Origin of the sequence: Paraburkholderia phytofirmans, assembly GCF_046028095.1 — a bacterium.
Taxonomy (GTDB): domain Bacteria; phylum Pseudomonadota; class Gammaproteobacteria; order Burkholderiales; family Burkholderiaceae; genus Paraburkholderia; species Paraburkholderia phytofirmans_A.
The window spans coordinates 24,886-42,292 of sequence record NZ_JAQQDJ010000011.1 but is presented as its reverse complement, the minus strand read 5'-3'; the positions used below and the strand labels follow the sequence as shown (position 1 = coordinate 42,292).

At 64.7% G+C, this 17,407-nt stretch carries 14 protein-coding genes; 2 read left to right on the top strand and 12 right to left on the bottom strand.

The genetic code is table 11. The features are described 5' to 3' along the window. Positions 1 to 9: 9 nt before the first annotated feature. The 5 genes from bcsB to bcsD all read right to left on the bottom strand — a co-directional run bounded on the left by bcsB (position 10) and on the right by bcsD (position 7,197). A complete protein-coding gene (bcsB, locus tag PQR54_RS27260; protein WP_408251121.1) occupies positions 10 to 2,574 on the bottom strand; it encodes a cellulose biosynthesis cyclic di-GMP-binding regulatory protein BcsB in 2,565 nt (854 codons plus the stop codon). Between the two features lie 3 nt (positions 2,575 to 2,577). Further along, complete coding sequence (gene bcsA / locus PQR54_RS27255) at positions 2,578 to 4,782, bottom strand: UDP-forming cellulose synthase catalytic subunit (RefSeq protein WP_408251119.1); 2,205 nt, start codon at positions 4,780 to 4,782, stop codon at positions 2,578 to 2,580. Next, positions 4,779 to 5,567, bottom strand: coding sequence for a cellulose biosynthesis protein BcsQ (bcsQ, locus tag PQR54_RS27250; protein WP_408251117.1), 789 nt, complete (start codon positions 5,565 to 5,567; stop codon positions 4,779 to 4,781). The genes bcsA and bcsQ overlap by 4 nt, the downstream gene beginning before the upstream one ends. Next, positions 5,564 to 6,544 carry a cellulose biosynthesis protein BcsP gene (bcsP, locus tag PQR54_RS27245; protein ID WP_408251115.1) on the bottom strand — a complete coding sequence of 327 codons (981 nt, stop codon included), beginning with the start codon at positions 6,542 to 6,544 and terminating at the stop codon, positions 5,564 to 5,566. Before bcsP ends, bcsQ begins: the two co-directional genes overlap by 4 nt. Before the next feature lie 197 nt (positions 6,545 to 6,741). Further along, entirely contained in the window at positions 6,742 to 7,197 is a 456-nt protein-coding gene (bcsD, locus tag PQR54_RS27240; RefSeq protein ID WP_408251113.1) for a cellulose biosynthesis protein BcsD, read from the bottom strand. A gap of 552 nt (positions 7,198 to 7,749) precedes the next feature. Between bcsD and PQR54_RS27235 the strand changes: the two genes are divergently transcribed. After that, positions 7,750 to 8,895, top strand: coding sequence for a GGDEF domain-containing protein (locus PQR54_RS27235; RefSeq protein WP_408251111.1), 1,146 nt, complete (start codon positions 7,750 to 7,752; stop codon positions 8,893 to 8,895). A 117-nt stretch (positions 8,896 to 9,012) separates the two neighbouring features. Next, positions 9,013 to 11,346 (top strand): diguanylate cyclase, encoded by a 2,334-nt coding sequence (locus PQR54_RS27230; protein ID WP_408251109.1) that lies wholly within the window; start codon positions 9,013 to 9,015, stop codon positions 11,344 to 11,346. Positions 11,347 to 11,400: 54 nt separating this feature from the next. Here the strand turns inward: PQR54_RS27230 and hpaI are convergent, their stop codons facing one another. From hpaI to PQR54_RS27195, 7 genes are read right to left on the bottom strand one after another with little or no spacing between them, the layout of a single operon-like run. Continuing rightward, positions 11,401 to 12,204 (bottom strand): 4-hydroxy-2-oxoheptanedioate aldolase, encoded by an 804-nt coding sequence (gene hpaI, locus PQR54_RS27225; RefSeq protein WP_408251107.1) that lies wholly within the window; start codon positions 12,202 to 12,204, stop codon positions 11,401 to 11,403. A gap of 21 nt (positions 12,205 to 12,225) precedes the next feature. Continuing rightward, complete coding sequence (hpaH, locus tag PQR54_RS27220) at positions 12,226 to 13,029, bottom strand: 2-oxo-hept-4-ene-1,7-dioate hydratase (protein ID WP_106304577.1); 804 nt, start codon at positions 13,027 to 13,029, stop codon at positions 12,226 to 12,228. A gap of 20 nt (positions 13,030 to 13,049) precedes the next feature. Beyond that, positions 13,050 to 13,451 (bottom strand): 5-carboxymethyl-2-hydroxymuconate Delta-isomerase, encoded by a 402-nt coding sequence (locus PQR54_RS27215; RefSeq protein WP_408251105.1) that lies wholly within the window; start codon positions 13,449 to 13,451, stop codon positions 13,050 to 13,052. A gap of 21 nt (positions 13,452 to 13,472) precedes the next feature. Beyond that, entirely contained in the window at positions 13,473 to 14,336 is an 864-nt protein-coding gene (gene hpaD / locus PQR54_RS27210; protein WP_408251103.1) for a 3,4-dihydroxyphenylacetate 2,3-dioxygenase, read from the bottom strand. Then, entirely contained in the window at positions 14,336 to 15,793 is a 1,458-nt protein-coding gene (gene hpaE, locus PQR54_RS27205; protein ID WP_408251101.1) for a 5-carboxymethyl-2-hydroxymuconate semialdehyde dehydrogenase, read from the bottom strand. The genes hpaD and hpaE overlap by 1 nt, the downstream gene beginning before the upstream one ends. Positions 15,794 to 15,834: 41 nt before the next feature. Then, on the bottom strand, positions 15,835 to 16,593 hold the full coding sequence (locus PQR54_RS27200; protein WP_408251099.1) for a fumarylacetoacetate hydrolase family protein: 759 nt from the start codon (positions 16,591 to 16,593) through the stop codon (positions 15,835 to 15,837). Then, positions 16,590 to 17,363, bottom strand: a complete 774-nt coding sequence (locus tag PQR54_RS27195) for a fumarylacetoacetate hydrolase family protein (RefSeq protein WP_408251097.1) — start codon at positions 17,361 to 17,363, stop codon at positions 16,590 to 16,592. The genes PQR54_RS27200 and PQR54_RS27195 overlap by 4 nt, the downstream gene beginning before the upstream one ends. Between the last annotated feature and the right edge of the window lie 44 nt (positions 17,364 to 17,407).

Genomic DNA, 17,407 nt, shown 5'->3' with positions numbered 1-17,407 from the left:
TCAGTCCTATTAGTCCCTCAGGCGGCGCGCGGCGATCGAGCGCAGCGTCCGGTAGAACAGGCCCGCGATGATCAGCGCGGCAAGTACGCCGCCCAGCATCAACAGCAGCGGATGCGACGACAGCGCCCAGCGCAGATATTCCTGCGGCGACAGATGGCCGACGTAATACGCCTCGCCGTTCGAGGTGATGGTGACGGTGCGGCCGTGGATCACGGCCATCGCGCCTTGAATCTGCGGCAGCACGTCCGAGTCGAGCAGCGCCGCGGAGAGATCGGCGTCCGACTGGCCGGCCGCGCTCACCAGCGCGACGGCGCTGCGGTTCTTCTGCAGCGGCGATTCGAAACCGGTCAGCAACGCGTCGCCGTTCGAACTCACGAGAGTCAGATCGGCGCGCGCGGGCGTGCGCTCGACGCCGCGTTCGCCATGCCACCAGTCCTCGAGCTTGAAGACGATGTCGGTGAGCTGGAAGGTGCGCGAGTCGCCGTCGCTGGAGAACGGCATCGACTTGGCCCAGCGCTGCAACAGCGGTTGCTTGCCCGGCGCGCCGAAGATCAGCAGGTCCTTGTTGGCGAACTTGTCGGCGTCGTCGGCGGTGCCGACCGTGACGCCCGTCACCGGATAGCCGGTCGAGGTCCCCATGCGGCCCATGGTCAGCAGAAACAGGCTGTAGTCGCTCGAATCGGCGTCGTTCGGCAGGATCGCGGCGGTCTCGGAGAGGTCCGCCATCCGCGTGAACGGGAAGCCGCTATTGGCGAACGCGGCCAGATCGGGCAGCGCCATGTAGTGCGGGAACGACGAGAGGTCGATGGTCGAGTTCGGATCGATCGCGCCGACCACGTTGTCGAGCAGACGCCCATGACATTCGCCGGTATTCGGAATGTCGTAGTAGAAGTGCAGGCGCACCTGCGCGCGCGGCGTCAGCAGCAGCGGCGGAATGTGCAGGGTGCGGCGCGCTTCGGCGGTCTTGTCGGGCAGCACGGTGGCGAAGTAATGGCTCAGCTCGAACACAGACGCGGATTCGGCGGGAATCGGCAGCGCCTGCACGAAGCCGTTGTTCACGCTCACGTTCAGCGACGAGCGGTCGCGCAGTGGACGCACCGTGTAGCGGTAGCGCAGATCGATCGGCGCGCCCTTGGTGTGCCACATGAACAGATCGGGCGGCACGCGCAGATTCACGCGCACGGCGTCGGCGTCGTAACCGGACACGGTCAGATCGCGCGGATCGGTGAGTTCGCCGAAGCGCACCGGACGATTGGTGGGCAGCCAGTTCGGCGCATCGTACGGCGCGCGCGGCGCGAGTTCGTTCAGCTGCGTGATGGTCGCGCTCGGGCCGGTCAAGGTGTTCTGGCCGATGCCGAGCGATTTCGCGGCGGTTTTCAGTTCGGCTTCGGTGCGTCCGAGCACGAGCAGCAGCTTGCCGCGCGCCGGCGCTTCGCGATCGACCACCGCGATGGTCGGGCCGGAAATCGCCGGAATATTGATGCCGGCCGGACGTTGATCGGAAGTCGCGAACACGACGGCATTGCCCGACAGCGGCGCGTTATCCAGCTGCGCCGGAAACACCGCGCCGCGATAACCGGCGAGCGCGCCGAACCACGACGCCACGATGCCGCCCGCTTCGAGCGTGGCGTTGCCCGGCTTTTGCGGGAACACGAACGGCAGCTCGAGACGGCGCACGTCGCGGCGGTCGAAGAACGGCTGCGGCAGCGCGGCCAGATTCGGCTTGCTGGCGAGCGACGCGTAAGTCAGATCGAGCGAACTCGCATTGCTGACCGTGGCCCACAGCGACGAGTTGGCTGGGTCTTCACAACTCGTCGTGTAATGGCCGATCAACTGCACGTTCAGATGGTTGAACTCGGTGATGAAGCGCGGATCGATCGTGACGTCGCGCGCCACCAGCATGCCGGCCTGTTCGTGCGGCACGGGCAGGGTGGCGGCAACTTCGCCGTTCACCAGCACCTTGAGTTGCGAGATATTCGGCAGCAGCGCGGGCGAGTAGCTATACACCAGATGCAGGACCGCGCCCGTCACCACTTCGTCGCCGCGCACGGAAAACGCCACGCCGTTCTGGCCGTCGGTGCCGCGCAATTGCAGCGGGTCGAGCGCGCCGAGATCGGCGAAGGTCAGCGTCTGACGGCGGCCGCCCGGCACCAGCGTGCCCGGTTCGGCGGTGGTCGGCGTCTTGACGCCCAACGCTTTCACCGACGACGCGGCGAGCGCCGGCGTCGGCGTCGCCAATTGAGGTTGCGCCAGCGCGTTCGGATCGTAGGGCACGGCCGGACCCGGCGCGCTTGCAGTGCCGGCGCCGGTCGCGGTCGGCGCAACCGGCTTGCTCTGAACGGAGCCCGCGGCGCTCTGCGCGGCGTCCGTCCCGTTTGCAGCGACGCTCGCCGCCACGACTTCAGCCGCCGAGGCGAGCGGCGCGGCCAGCGCCGTCTGCAATGCCAGCCAGCACGCGAGGCCGCGCATCAGCCGTTGCGAGCCGGGGCGTGCCACGCGATGCATGCTCAATCCGGTCCCACTGCGCTCGTGATTCGAGCGTTCGATGTTGCCCTTCGCCATCCAGTTGCGCATAGATCAGTCTTTCGTTTTTAGCTTCTTGACGTCCATTGGACGGCTTTTCATCGAACTGCGAAGGTCGGCATAAAGATGCTCGAACAGACCCGCGATACCGCGCGCGCCCACCGTCAGCACATGCGACAGGCCGCGCAACGGCGTGTCCTGCTGCCGTCCTTCCGCCCAGCCGGTCCATGCGTCGGCGCGTGCAAAGGTGGTCTTGACGAATTCGTACTCCTGCTCGCGCGTCATTGCCGAGAAGCGCAGGCCCACGCGGCCCGGCGCGGTGAAGCCCACGGTCGCGGGGAACGCGTATTCCTCGTCGCCACGAAAGAGGGAGACGGTCACGCGCTCGTGCATCGGCACCTGGATCGCGGCGGGCAGCGCGACGCCGACGCCGCCTTCCGAGTAGTCGATGGTTTCGCAGGCGAGCGTGCGGCCGGTCGAGAATTTCAGCATGACGGGCATCTGCATCGCCACGCGGTGCACCGCGCGAATCTGCCGGCGCTCGCTCGCGGCGGCCACGCTCGCGCCGAGAATCAGCATGTTGTACGTGGTCCAGCCGAGGTTGAGGATGGTGGTCTGCACCACGCTGCGCACATGCCAGTTCAAGTAGATATGCACGATGCCTACGCAGAAGCCGATCAGGTTCAGCAACAGCAGAAACAGATACGGCCGTGAGATCGCCCAGTCGAAATAGTTCTTCTCGATCTGGCCGCCCTTGGCCGTCACGTTGAACTTGCCGAGCTTCGGGTTGATCAGCGCGAGCAGGGTCGGCGCGGTGATGTACGAGGCCAGCACCGACTCATAGACTTCCGCCCAGAACGAATGGCGGAACGAGCGCTGCATGCGCGAGTTGGTGATGCTCGCGTGCATCATGTGCGGCAATGCGTAGATCGCGATCGTGCTGGCGGCGGCTTCGATCACGTGCGCGCCGAAGAACAGATACGACAGCGGCGCGGTGAGAAACACCAGACGCGGGATGCCGTAGAAGAAGTGCATCATCGCGTTCAGATAACACAGGCGCTGGCCGATCTTCAGCCCCTTGCCGGTGAGCGGATTGTCGATCCGGAAAATCTGCGTCATGCCGCGCGCCCAGCGAATCCGCTGGCCGATGTGGCCGGACAGAGATTCCGTGGCCAGCCCCGCGGCTTGCGGAATCGCCAGATACGCGGTGGTATAGCCGAGACGGTGCAGCTTCAAGGCGGTGTGCGCGTCTTCGGTGACGGTCTCGACCGCGATGCCGCCGATCTCCTCGACCATGGTCCGGCGCAGCAGCGCGCACGAGCCGCAGAAGAAGGTGGCGTTCCACAAATCGTTGCCGTCCTGCACGAGGCCGTAGAACAACTCGCCTTCGTTCGGCACCTTGCGGAAGGTGCCGAGATTGCGTTCGAAGGGATCGGCGGAGAAAAAGTGGTGGGGCGTTTGCAGCATCGACAGCAGCTTGTCGCGCAGGAACCAGCCGAGGCCGATCTGCAGGAACGAGCGGGTCGGAATGTGATCGCAATCGAAGATCGCGAGGTATTCGCCGCTGGTGATCTTCAGTGCTTCGTTGATGTTGCCGGCTTTCGCGTGGCGGTTGTGCGTGCGGATCGTCCAGTTCACGCCGACCTCTTCGCAGAACGCCTTGAACTCGGGACGGCGGCCGTCGTCGAGTACGTGGATCGAAATCTTCTCGGCCGGATAGTCGAGCGCGAGCGCGGCGTAGATGGTCGGCTTCACCACCGAGAGCGGCTCGTTGTAGGTCGGAATGAACACGTCGACGGTCGGCCATTGGTCGCGCGAGGCGGGCAGCGGCATCGGCGTGCGCTTGAGCGGCCAGGCGGTCTGGAAGTAGCCGAGCAGCAGCACGATGGTCGAATAGACTTCGGCGGAGACCAGCAGCAGACCCCAGCCGGCGTCGAGCGGATGCTCCCAGTACGTGGTTGCGGTCAGCCGCCAGTACATATAGCGGCCCGAAGTGACCACCGACAGCATGATCATCACCATCGTCGCGTACCGGCCTTGCAGGCGGCGGAACATCAGCGCGGTCACGAAGCAGCAGGTCGCGAACGTCAACTGTTCGTAGAAGGCGAGCGGCACGGTGAACACGAAGTACAGCATCACCAGCGCGAACAGCGTGACGAGTCCGGTGACGATGCGGCTGTTCCAGAAGCGCGCGTCGACGAAACGTTCGATCCGCGACGGCTCGGCGGGCTCGAGGCCCGGCGACGGAGACGTACTCATGCGACGTTCCTCGGCGAGACGGCGATCGCGTCGAGCGCCGCCAGCAGCCACGCGCCGCACGACCTGAAATCGGCGGCGGCCTGGCTGAGTGGGTCGTAGTGAATCAGCGTGGTGTCGCACGCGAGCGCCTCGCTCACGCCTTCGTCCAGATGGATCACGCCGGGGAACAGCTTGGTGCCGAGCATCTGGCGCAGCACCTTGAGCACGTCTTTGGTCAGCTGGCGCGACTGGTCGATCTGGTTGATCACGTAGCCTTCGCCGCCGAACTCGGCGCGCGGCGCCGCGTACGCTGCGATCAGCCGCTCCATCTGCGGAATCGCGGCGTACGAGGCGGCGTCGGCGAGCACCACGTTCAGCGTGAAAGTGGCCGCCGTCAAGGCGGCTCGCACATACGTGGACGAACCCGGCGGCGTGTCGATGATCACGATGTCGGAGGCGTCGAGTCGCAGGTTCTGCAACGACTGCGCGAGCCAGCGCGGATCCTGGTCGATGTGCGCTTCGAAGCGGCGGCGGTCGTCTTCGAGCAATGCGCCGTAGGGCAGCACGGTCACGCCGTCGACGCCGTCGAACATCACGGTTTGCCACGGGTCGCCGGTCAGCGTGGCGCGCGACAGACCGTCGATGCTGTCGAGCGGCACGCCGAAGTGCAGACGCAGGGCGTTCTGCGGGTCGAGGTCGAGCGCGATCACACGCCGGCCGCCGGCGGCCAGCACGGAAGCGAGATTGGCGGCGAGGGTGGTCTTGCCGACCCCGCCTTTGGCGGACACCACCGCGATGACTTTCATGAGCGACGAGGGCCGTTGATCAGCCACGAGTTGGAGGTGGCGGGCGTGGCGGCGCGCGTGGCGCCGGCCGGTGCTGCGGATTGAGCGGGGGTGCCGCGCAGGCGGTCGAAGACCGACTGCAGAGGCGCGGATGCGTCGCTCGGCGCGGCCGGATGCGGCGCCGCGGATGCGAATGCGGGTTCCGGCGCGAAGAGCTTGCCGAGGATCGAAGCGGGTTGCGTCGGCGCGGTGGGTGAGGCGGGTGAGGCGGGTGAGGCGGGTGCGGTGGGTGCAGTCGGCGCGGTCGTACTCGCGTAAGCACGCGCAGGCGCCGGGGTCTGCGCCCAGCTCGGCGCGGCGGCGGACGCGACCGTTTGCATCACCGGCGGCCGCAACGGAATCGCCGGTGGCACGGAGGCTGGTTGCACGGAAGCCGGTTGCGCGGCGTGAGGCACGGGGGCGAGCGGCGCTGTCTGTGCCGGAATCGCAGCGGAAGCGAACTGGATCGCTGCCGGCGCGCTTTGAACCGGAGCCGGAGCCGCAGTGGGCGCGGCTTGTGCAGCCGCCGGCGCGACGGCTTCCACTCGAACAGCGCCAACCGCCGCTGGCGGCGCCGCGTCGTTTTTCGATTCGAGTTCGCCGAAGCGCGACGCGCCTTTCGGCACGTTCACCGGCGCGGCCACGGCGACCGGCGGAATATCCCGCCGAGGCGAACGCGTGAACAGCGGCGCCTTTGCGCGCGTGACGGAGGCGGCGTCTTTTGGCGTGGTGTCCTGACGATCGACGGCCACCGGCGCCTCGACTGCTTGCGACTGAGGCTTGGGTTCGCGATGCTGCCCGATGGCGGGAATCGTCGGCTGGGTCAGATCGAGCGTCACCAATAGCGGCCAACGGGTGCGCGCCGAACGCGCTTCGTTTTCGCGGCCGATTTCCTGGTACGCGTTGGCGTCACCGCCAAAATGATCGAAAAGTTTCTCGATGTCGCTCGATGAGCTCATAGTGCCGCCGTCTTGTTCATGCCTACCCTTGCCCCGATCCTGACTTGCGTTCGCGGCCCTGAAACGCTGGTCCTGCCTGCCTGCTCTGCTACTGCACGCGCACCGGTCTGGCGCGTTCCTCTACTGCTCGTTGCTACTGTGTCCATTCACATACGCGGCCCACCTGGCCGGGCCACATGTTCATCAACGTGCGGCGTTCAAACCGGATGACGGCCCAAACGAAATTCGATCGCGGTGTCCTCGCTGTACCCACTCGTTTGCGCGACCGACAAACCCTGCGCGCCCAACGCGCTCAACCAGGTCTGATACACGCCTTCGAGAAACGCCGGCGTCCATGCAAGCGCGGCGCCGCCGAATGCCTGCAATGGTGCGCAGTAGTGAACGATGCGTAGTGACTCGGGTTCATCCGCCAACTCGACGTAGCCCCAATCCATTTCTTGCCAGTACACATTCAGGTTCCGTGCGAGCTCGGCGGTCGAGTCGCAGGCGGGCAGCGGATGCGCCGCCGCAAACCGGCTGCCGACGCGGTGCATCAGTTGGCGCAGTTCGTCGCGACCGATCTGCGCTTCGAACTCGGTGGCCAATGCGGTGAGCATGCCGCGCCACTGCGGCGAGATCTGGCGTTCCAGCAGGTAATCGAGGATTGGGACCATGTTTTCCGGGAAATGGCCGTCGTTTCAGCCGCTTAAAAAAATTAGATGCCACGACCGGGCGTAAAGGAAAAGTGTTGCGGGAAATCGCGTATTGCACGCCGCCTAAGTTAGTTTTACCGGGCTGTCTAGTCTGTCCGCCACACTTCGAAGCAGTCTACTTAAGACATTAACTTTTAGCCACTTCCCAATCGTCTGTTTATACGCGCAATGGATAGCGGCGGATGCGCTTCGGATTAAGTAATTTTTGCTGCTCCAATGGCCTGTTCGTTTAGCCACCATGGCCTGCCGGTAAGAACGTGTCCGACATGACTCCATTAACGGCTGCATTCGCCAGCTGATTTAGCATTTTCGTTTCGTGATAAATGCAACGCTTCGCGATTGCCGGGGAGCGGCGTCTGCGCTGCCACAGGAAATTCTTTCTGTATCTTTCGAGGTCCTTGCGCGCCCAATTTTTGTCCGAGCCGCTAAGCTTGCGAACTTGCATCGAGGTGCCAAAAAAAGAACGGGCGTACGTGGCGAATGCCGACGATGCCGTTTGATTCATATATTGCAATGCTCAATCCACTCAGTATTCTTCTGGTCACCGTGTTGTCGAGCGCCATGGCGATGGCCGTGCTCGGTTCGTTGTGGCGCGCGGCGATTCCAGGCGTCGGTTACTGGATCTCGGCCAACGCGATCGCCATCGTCGCGTTGCTGGCTTTCGCGTTGCAAGGCCATGGGTCGCGCTGGCTGACCTTCGTGGCGTCCAACGTGTTGCTGGCCGCCTCGCTACTGCTGGTGGTCGAAGGCTGTCTGCGCTTTCTGGGGCGCCGCGCGCGACCGTGGCCGGCGTACATCGGCCTTGTCGTCGTGCTGTTCGGCATCTCGTACTGGACCTTCGCCGCGCCGGACTTCAACGCGCGCGTCGCGCTGGTGTCGGCGTTTCACGCGGCGCTTTATGCCGCGCTCGCCGCGCTCCTGCTGCGCGGCCGTCCCGCGAACCGGCCGCGCTATAGCTACTATTTCCTCGCGGTAGCAGCCATGGTGCTGTGCGCCGGGCACACGTCGCGCGGGCTCATGTACGGCTTCGGTCTGCTGACGCAAAGCAGCCTGCTGCAAGTGTCGCCGTCCAACATCATTTTTCTCGCGCTCGGCATTCTTGCGCCGCCCTGTCTTTCGATCGGCGTGGTGATGCTCGCGCACGACCGCCTCGCCGAGCGGCTCGAACGGTTGGCCAATGTCGACGACCTGACGGGCGCGCTGTCGCGCCGCGCGTTTCTGGCGATCGGCGACGCGCTGCTGAATGCGTCGCTGCGCACCCGTTCGCCGGTGGCGCTGGCGATCATCGACATCGACTCGTTCAAGGCCGTCAACGACAACTACGGCCACGCCGCGGGCGACCAGGTGCTGAACCACTTCGCGACCTTTGTCGCCCGCAACCTGCGGGTCGGCGATGTGTTCGGCCGGCTGGGCGGCGAGGAATTCGGCGTGCTATGCCCGGCCACCACCGCCGCCGAAGCGGTGAGCCTGCTCGACCGTCTGCGCAGCCGCCTGGCCGGGGCCGCGGCTGACGAGTTGCCGCGTGGGCTGCGCTACACCTTCAGCGTCGGCGTGGACCAGCTTCGGCGCGATGAATCGCTCGCCCAGTTGATGGCGCGCGCGGACGGCGCGCTGTATGCCGCCAAGGCGTCGGGCCGCAATCGCGTAATGGCCGCGTAGAGCGGAGGGCTACGAAAAAGAATCTTCGTTCGATTTGTGTGGAAGGCATAAATATTTGTCAGATCTTTGCCGATATCCATTGGCAGAGTGACCGGAACCAGGCTGATATCTATCAATATGCTTTCCACCGCAACGCAGCAACCGTTCGACGCCGGTTTGCGCGATCGCTTCCACCGGCGCTCGCTCGAGCACCAGCGTCCGCTGTCCACCGTGACCATGGCGTTCACCGTGGTCGCGTTCCTGTGCTTCGTCGGGGCGCGCAATCTGGTCGACGGCCCGGCCGCGCCGCTCGGCTACCGGCTCACGTGCGCGCTGCTGCTCGCGTTGCTGGTGCTGGCGATTCCGCGCGCCAGGTCGACGTGGAGCTTCGGCCTGATCGGCGTTGCTTACTCGCAGGTGCTGGTGGCGGGTATGGCGATGAACATCGTCGGCGTCACGCAACCGTTGCTGTGGACGCTGCCCGCGCTGGTCGTGATACCGATCTGCGCCGCGCCGCTATGGCTCACGCCGACGCACTTCGTCACCGGCAGCGTGCTTTTCTATGCGACGGCGTTCGCGCTGCTGTTCGGCGCGCCGCTGACGCATGACGTCGAGACGGTCGTGTGGATGTGGATCGTGGCGATCGGCGTGCCGACTTCCGCCGTGTTTCACTTCGGTTTCTACCGGTTTCGCCGCAATCACTTTCTGCTGGAGAGCCAGCTCGCGCAACTTGCCGCGACCGACCCGCTGACCGGCCTGCAAAACCGCCGCGCGTTCGTCAAACAGGCCGAGCGCCGCCTCGACAGCGTCACGCCGGATACGCGCGTCAGCGCGATCTTTCTCGACATCGACAACTTCAAATCGCTGAACGATCGCTTCGGCCACGCGATCGGCGACCATGCGCTCTACCAGGTCGCCCAGGTGCTGATGGAAGAGGTCTCCGCGGACGACAGCGTGAGCCGGATCGGCGGCGAGGAATTCGCGCTGCTGCTGCGCGACGGTCTCACCGGCGCGCTTCATGTGGCCGAACGCCTGCGCCATGCGATTGCCGCGATCGAGCGGCCGGACGGCCGGCTGACCGCGAGCTTCGGCGTGGCCGAGCACCGCAGCGGCGAAAGCATCATGGTGCTGCTCGATCGCGCCGACGAAGCCTTGCTGCGCGCCAAGCATTCCGGCAGAAACCGGGTGTGCGCCGAGCGCGCGCTGCCGCGTGAAGCGCTGCAACTGCTGACCGACGACGGATCCGACGAGGATGGGGCGCTTGTGCGGCGGCATCGCTGGGAGGAGTACTACCTCACCTCGCATTTCCAGCCGCTCTACAGTTTGTCGCATCAGAAGCAGGTGGGCTTCGAGGCCTTGCTGCGCGGCGAGCAGGACGACGGCACCCTGGTGCCGCCCGCGGTGCTGTTCGCGCCGAGGCCTTCGAGCGACGAGGGCGCGCTCGATCGCGCGAGTCACGTCGTGCATCTGGCCAATGCGCGCACGTCGCTGCCGGACGACGCGTGGCTCTTCCTCAACATTCTGCCGGCCACGTTCATTGCCGAAGGCTACGCGGATCAACTGGCGAAAATCGTGCGGTCCGTCGGACTCGAACCTGAGCGCGTGATTCTGGAGATTCTCGAATCGCATGGCGGCAGCGTCGACGACATGTCGCGCGCGGCGGCGCTCTATCGCGAGCACGGTTTCCTGATCGCCGTCGACGATTTCGGCGCCGGCCAGTCGAATCTCGACCGGCTGCTCAGGATTCGCCCGGACCTCGTCAAGCTCGACGGCGAACTGATTCGCGCGACGGGCCACGGCACCGAGCAGCCGATTCTGCCGAAGCTCGTTTCGCTGTTGCATCTGGCGGGGATGCTGGTGGTCGTCGAAGGCGTGGAGACCACGGAAGAACTGATTCTCGCGGTGGAATCGAATGTGGATTTCGCGCAGGGTTATCTGCTGGGGCGGCCGGCCAAGGAGATCGCGCCGCCGGAGTCGGTGCACCGCCGCATCGATGACGCTTTCGATGTGATCGCGCAAGGGCGGGCGCATCAGCATGCGTTGTTCGAAACCGAAGTGGAGCCTTACCGGGTCGCCTTGCGGCTCGCTGCCGATGCGTTGCTGGCCGGTGTGGCCATGGAAGAGGCGTTCGCTCCGCTGGCGAGGTTCGAGCGCTGCATCAGCTGCTTCATTCTCGACGACGCGGGCAGGCAGATCGGTCAGGAAGTGCAGGGGCCGGCCTGGAGCACGGACGGCGCCTCGCTGCAACCCGTGGCGAATCCGCGCGATGCGCGCTGGGATCATCGGCCGTATTTCCGCAACGCGGTGTTGTTGCCGGGCGTGGCGGTGTCGAGTAATCCTTATCTCTCGCTGGCGAGCGGCAGGCCGTGTATCGCGGTGACGCTGGCGCTGCAGTTCGCCGCCGAGCGCTCCGTGATCGGAGTGGAACTGGACTGGTCGGCGTCGGGCTTGCCTTGGCCCGCGGCGGAGTAGTTTTTTTCTTTCCCGCAGTGCGGGCCTGACGGTTCGCGCGCTAAACAGGTCGCGTCAGTACCCACCCTTGGGCGATGCCGCCATCGTCGCAGTCTTTTTATACGACGCCGCCAGATCGGCCGCCGCGCGGCTCAGCAAACCCGTGTCCGTGCCGACAGCCACAAAAGTCGCGCCCGCTTCGAGGTAGTCGGCGGCAATCGATGGATCTGGCGCGAGCACGCCGGCCGCTTTGCCCGCGCGCAGCACGGTCTGGATGCCGTTGCGAATCGCTTCGCGCACGCTGGCGTCGCCGGGTTTGCCAAGCAACCCCATCGACGCGCTCAGGTCCGACGGACCGAAAAACACGCCGTCGACGCCATCCACTGCCGCTATCGCCGGCAGATTCTCCATGCCTTGCACGGTTTCCACCTGCACCAGCACGCACAACTCGTCCGCCGCCGTGCTCAGGTAATCCGGTATCCGGTTCCAGCGCGATGCGCGCGCCAACGCACTGCCCACGCCGCGAATGCCTTGCGGTGGATAACGCGTGGCCGCGACCGCGTCGGCGGCCTGTCCGGCGGTGTCGATCATCGGCAGCAACAGAGTCTGCGCGCCGATGTCGAGCAATTGCTTGATCAGCGCGCTGTCGCTGCGCACCGGGCGCACCACCGGATGCGACGCATACGCGGCCACCGCCTGCAATTGCGCCAGCGTGCTGCGCACGTCGTTCGGCGCATGCTCATTGTCGATCAGCAGCCAGTCGAAGCCGGCGGTGGCCAGCAGCTCGGTCACGTAGGCGTCGGCGAGCGCGGCCCACAGGCCGAATTGTGGTTTGCCTTCGGCAAGGGCGCGCTTGAAGGTGTTTTGCGGAAGGGACATGTCGTGTCGGCTCAAATGAGTTCAGATGAAATTCAAACCGATGCCGCCCAGCGGACCGTAGTCGACGTGGAACGTGTCGCCCGCGCGCGCGGCGATCGGACTGGTGAAAGAGCCGCTTAGAATCACGTCGTTCGCGTTGAGCGATTCATCGTATGGAGCGATCTTGTTGGCGAGCCAGGCCACACCGGTTGCAGGATGATTCAGCACGGCGGCCGCGAGACCGCTTTCTTCCACCGCGCCGTTCTTGTAGAGCAACGCGCCGACCCAGCGCAGGTCGACATCCAGCGGACGCACCGGACGGCCGCCCAGCACGATGCCCGCGTTCGCCGCGAAATCGGAGATCGTGTCGTAGACCTTGCGCGGGGCTTTGGTTTCGCGGTCGAACTGTTCGATGCGCGCGTCGATGATTTCCACGGCCGGCGTCACGTAAGCGGTCGCGTCCAGCACGTCGAACAGCGTGACGCCGGGCCCCTTTAGCGGCTTGCTCAACACGAACGCGAGTTCGACTTCCACGCGCGGCGCAATGAAGCGGTCCGCGCGAATGTCCTGACCGTTTTCGATGAACATGCTGTCGAGCAGCGGCGCGTAGTCGGGCTCGTCGATCTGCGACGAACGCTGCATCGCGCGCGAAGTGAGGCCGATTTTGCGGCCCTTGATCACGTGGCCTTCGGCGAGCTTGAGCTTGACCCACTCGCGTTGAATCGCGTAGCCGTCCTGCACGGTCATCTGCGGATAGGCGGCGGAGAAGTGGCGCAGTTGCGTGCGCGTTTTCTCGGCGTGATCGAGTTGTGCCGCGAGGTCGCGGATCGTCTGTTCGTCTAGCATGATGGATTCTCTCAGTGCCGCTATTCAGCCTTCAGGCGTGCGTGCAGGTTGTTGTGTTTCCACGTGCCGGCTTCGCTGAATTCATTGATCTCCAGCGATAAGGCTAGCCCATGCTGTTCGAATTCAGTGGCGAAGTGCTGCTTGATCAGCGCGAATAGCGCGTCGCCGGTAGCCTTTTTTGCCGCTTCGGAGCGGCCCGCGCCGATCTTCAGGTTCGCGTGCAGGAACGCTGCGTCGGCGCGGCCGTCGGCGATGCAGTACTGTTCGCAGCGCAACGCGCGCACGCGGATTCCGCCGAGCGGATAGACGCGCTGTTCGTTCTCGCGTTGCGCGTCGAGGCACTGCGCGAGCGCCTTGCACAGTTGGCCGATGCTTTCTTCGCCGGTGAGATTGGCGCTGTATTCGAGTGTCAGATGCGGCACGGTGAACTCCTTGCCTGGTATTCAGGCGGGTAGCGGCGTAACGGGAAAGATCGCGTTGATCTGGCCGGTGCCCGAACTGCCGAAATACGGCGTGACGACTTCCACCTTGCCGTCGTATCGATCCCAGCCGAGCGCGCCGAGCAGCATCGCGGTGTCGTGCATGCCGCCTTCGCCCCAGCATTTTTCGTTGTAGAGCGGCAGCATCTCGCAGAAGGTTTTCCAGTCGCCGGCTTCCCACAACTCGACCACCTTGCGGTCCATCTGTTCGAGAAACGGACTCCACACCTTGTGCATGAACTGCTCGGCGGTGCCGTTGTTGGCGAAGTGATGGCTGAGCGATCCGCTCGCCAGAATCGCCACGGTGCCCTCATAACGCTCCTCGATGGCCTTGCGCACCGCGAGGCCGAAGCGCGCGCTGGTGTCGAGGTCGTGCCACATGCACCAGCCCGCTACCGAGACGGTCTTGAAGTGCTGATCGCCATTCATATAGCGCATCGGCACCAGCGTGCCATATTCGAGTTCGAGCGTGGTCTCGCTGTGCGCGCGGCTTTTCACACCCATTTCGTTGGCGACTTCCGCGATCAGATTGCCGAGTTCGACATTGCCCGGATACGCGTACGGCATGTTCTTGATGAAATGCGGCAGTTCGTTGCTCGTGTAGACGCCTTCGAACTTCGGCGCGCAATTGATGTGGTATTCGCTGTTCACGAGCCAATGCACGTCGAACACGACGATCGTATCGACGCCCAGTTCGCGGCAACGCCGGCCGATTTCATGATGGCCGTCGATCGCGGGTTGTCGGCAGCCTTTATGCGGACCGTCGAGTTCGGACAGATATAACGACGGGACGTGAGTCACTTTTGCTGCCAGCGCGAGTTTGCCCATCACACCCCCCAGCGCGGAATGTGATGCGAGCCTAGCGACACGCAAACATTCTTCGGTTCGAGAAACACTTCATAGCTCCACGTGCCGCCTTCGCGGCCCACGCCCGATGCCTTGGTGCCGCCGAACGGCTGGCGCAAGTCGCGCACGTTCTGGCTGTTGACGAAGCACATGCCGGCTTCGACGGCGGCGGCAACGCGCAATGCGCGGCCGCTGCTCTCGGTCCAGATGTAACTCGACAGGCCGTAAGAGATGTCGTTGGCGAGTTTGATCGCGTCGGCTTCGTCGTCGAATGGAATCAGGCAGGCGACCGGGCCGAAGATCTCTTCCTGCGCGATGCGCATGCGGTTGTCGACATCGACGAACACGGTGGGTTGAACGAAGTTGCCTTTGCGCATGGCGTCGGGCAACTCCGGCATGTCGAGGCCGCCGCACGCGAGCGTCGCGCCTTCTTTCGGGCCGAGTTCGATGTAGCTGCGCACCTTCGCCAGATGGCCCTGACTGATCATGGGGCCGACAATGGTGCTGTCGGCTAGCGGATCGCCCACCGTCAAACGCTTCGCGCGCTCGATGAAACGTTCGGCAAAGCGTGCGTAAATAGAGCGCTGCACGAGAATGCGCGAGCCCGCCGTGCAGCGTTCGCCGTTGTTCGAGAAGATCATGAATACGGCGGCGTCGAGCGCGCGTTCGAAATCGGCGTCGTCGAAAATCACGAATGGCGATTTGCCGCCCAGTTCCATCGAAAACTTCTTCAGCCCCGCGGTCTGCACGATGCGGTTGCCGGTCGCCGTCGAGCCCGTGAACGACACGGCATGCAGGTCCGGATGCGCGACCAGCGGCTCGCCGGTGTCTTTGCCGAAGCCGTGCACCACGTTCAGCACGCCGGCCGGAATGCCGGCTTCGAGCGCGAGGTTGCCGAGCATCGAGGCGGTGAGCGGCGAGAGCTCGCTCATCTTCAATACAGCGGTATTGCCGAACGCGAGACAGGGTGCCACTTTCCATGTGGCCGTCATGAACGGCACGTTCCATGGCGAGATCAGCGCGCACACGCCGACCGGATGGAACAGCGTGTAGTTCAGATGCGTATCGGTCGGATACGTATGGCCGTCGACGCGCGTGCACATCTCGGCGAAGTAGCTGAAGTTGTCGGCGGCGCGCGGCACGAGTTGCTTGCGCGTTTGCGAGATTGTCTGGCCGGTGTCTTTCGTTTCGGTCTCGGATATCTCCGGCACGTTCTTCGCAATCAGTTCGCCGAGCTTGCGCACCAGCTTCGCGCGTTCCGCGGCGGGCTTGGCGGCCCATGCGGGAAACGCGTCTTTGGCGGCGCGCACGGCGGCGTCGACTTCTTCCGCGCCGCCTCGCGCGACTTCGGCAAGGACTTCTTGCGTCGCCGGATTGACTGTTTCGAAGTAGTCTTTCGCCGCGCTCGCTTTACCGTTGATCAGATGTTCGATTCGCATTGTTGTGTCCTTTGTTTGCTGTCCCATGCATCGCCCCCCGATCAGGCGCGGTTGAAATCCGCGTCGGATGCAATCGTATTGGCGAGACGGCCCAAACCGTCGATTTCGCAGACCACTTCGTCGCCCGCATTGACGTTGACGATGCCTTCCGGCGTGCCGGTCAGGATCACGTCGCCGGGTGCGAGGGTCATGAAGCTGCTCAGGTATTCGATCAGCGCCGGGATGTCGGTGACGAGATCGCGCGTGTTGCCGTGTTGCTGACGTGTGCCGTTCACGAACGTGCGCAATTCGAGTTGCGTCACGTCTTCGACATCGGCGGCGTCGACGAACCACGGGCCGAGCACCGTGCCGCCGTCGCGATTCTTCACGCGCAGGTTGGGGCGGTAATAGTTTTCCAGGTAGTCGCGGATCGCGTAGTCGTTGGCGATCATGTAGCCCGCTACATGCTGCATGGCGTTGTCGCGCTTCACGTTCTTCGCGGTTTGCCCGATCACCACCGCCAGCTCGCACTCGTAGTGCATGAAGGTGACGTCGGCGGGGCGGCGCGTCACGCCGCGATGGCCGACCACCGTGCCCGGTCCCTTGAGAAACACGAGCGGCTCTTCCTGCTTGTTGAACTGCAATTCCTTCGCATGCTCGGCGTAGTTCAGGCCGAGCGCGAAGATCGTGCCGACTTCGATGGGCGCAAGCCACACCACTTCATCCTCGCGACGTACGCGGCCATCGGCGAGACGCACGCCATTGGCGTCGGGATAGGCTTCATGAATCGCGCCTGCATACGCAACGCGGCCGCGCATCATGGCTGTTCCCCTTGTTGTTCTTCGGCGCCGACGAACGACACCGTGAGCGGCGGCATGGCGCCGATCGACAGCGTGGCCGTGTCGCCGATATGCGCGACAGGCGAACCATGCGGCACGCCGAGCGTAATGACGTCGCCCGCGCTGAGCGTCATGAAATCGGTCACGTCCGCGAGCAATTGCGCAACGTTGCGTACCGACGACGCGGTGCTCGCAGTGAATGCGTCCCGTGAGCCGAGCTGAACCCGGATCGGGAGGTTGTCCGGCGCTGCAACATGATGCGACGCAACCACGGCAGGCCCGACGACGCAGAAACCGTCGCGCGCACGGAATCGCACCGACGGCCGGTACACGCTCGCATGCGGCACGCTGAGGTCGGCGACCAGCGTGTAGCCGGCGATATAGTCGAACGCCCGTGCCACGCTGACCCGTGTTGCAGTGCGGCCAATCACGATGCCGAGCGACGCGCCGACTTCGACGCCCAACGCATCGTCCGGCACGACGACCCGCGCGCGGTGCCCGGCGAGCGTATTGCGCGGCTTCAAATAGAGCACGGGAGCTTGCGGCGGCGCTTTATACGGCACGGCGTGCACCGCATCGCCCAGCGCCGCGAGCGCGGCGCGGTCGTTCAGCAAGGTTCCATAGACAGCGCCGCGAACCGGCGCGCGGCAGGCCGTGCCGCGCGCGAGCAGCGCGGCCGCGGTGCGCGCATCCACGTCGCGCGGCAGCGCCTCGCCCTCGGGATGCAGCAGATGATCGGCAAGTGCAAACATAAATCAGCTGTCTCTCGGCAAAAACACTAACATGTTAGTAGTAT

Excerpts from the sequence above, each read along its gene's own strand:
- bcsB (WP_408251121.1), bottom strand. The coding sequence starts at position 2,574 with ATGCGCAACTGGATGGCGAAGGGCAACATCGAACGCTCGAATCACGAG.
- bcsA (WP_408251119.1), bottom strand. The coding sequence starts at position 4,782 with ATGAGTACGTCTCCGTCGCCGGGCCTCGAGCCCGCCGAGCCGTCGCGG.
- bcsQ (WP_408251117.1), bottom strand. The coding sequence starts at position 5,567 with ATGAAAGTCATCGCGGTGGTGTCCGCCAAAGGCGGGGTCGGCAAGACC.
- bcsP (WP_408251115.1), bottom strand. The coding sequence starts at position 6,544 with ATGAGCTCATCGAGCGACATCGAGAAACTTTTCGATCATTTTGGCGGT.
- bcsD (WP_408251113.1), bottom strand. The coding sequence starts at position 7,197 with ATGGTCCCAATCCTCGATTACCTGCTGGAACGCCAGATCTCGCCGCAG.
- PQR54_RS27235 (WP_408251111.1), top strand. The coding sequence starts at position 7,750 with ATGCTCAATCCACTCAGTATTCTTCTGGTCACCGTGTTGTCGAGCGCC.
- PQR54_RS27230 (WP_408251109.1), top strand. The coding sequence starts at position 9,013 with ATGCTTTCCACCGCAACGCAGCAACCGTTCGACGCCGGTTTGCGCGAT.
- hpaI (WP_408251107.1), bottom strand. The coding sequence starts at position 12,204 with ATGTCCCTTCCGCAAAACACCTTCAAGCGCGCCCTTGCCGAAGGCAAA.
- hpaH (WP_106304577.1), bottom strand. The coding sequence starts at position 13,029 with ATGCTAGACGAACAGACGATCCGCGACCTCGCGGCACAACTCGATCAC.
- hpaD (WP_408251103.1), bottom strand. The coding sequence starts at position 14,336 with ATGGGCAAACTCGCGCTGGCAGCAAAAGTGACTCACGTCCCGTCGTTA.
- hpaE (WP_408251101.1), bottom strand. The coding sequence starts at position 15,793 with ATGCGAATCGAACATCTGATCAACGGTAAAGCGAGCGCGGCGAAAGAC.
- PQR54_RS27200 (WP_408251099.1), bottom strand. The coding sequence starts at position 16,593 with ATGATGCGCGGCCGCGTTGCGTATGCAGGCGCGATTCATGAAGCCTAT.
- PQR54_RS27195 (WP_408251097.1), bottom strand. The coding sequence starts at position 17,363 with ATGTTTGCACTTGCCGATCATCTGCTGCATCCCGAGGGCGAGGCGCTG.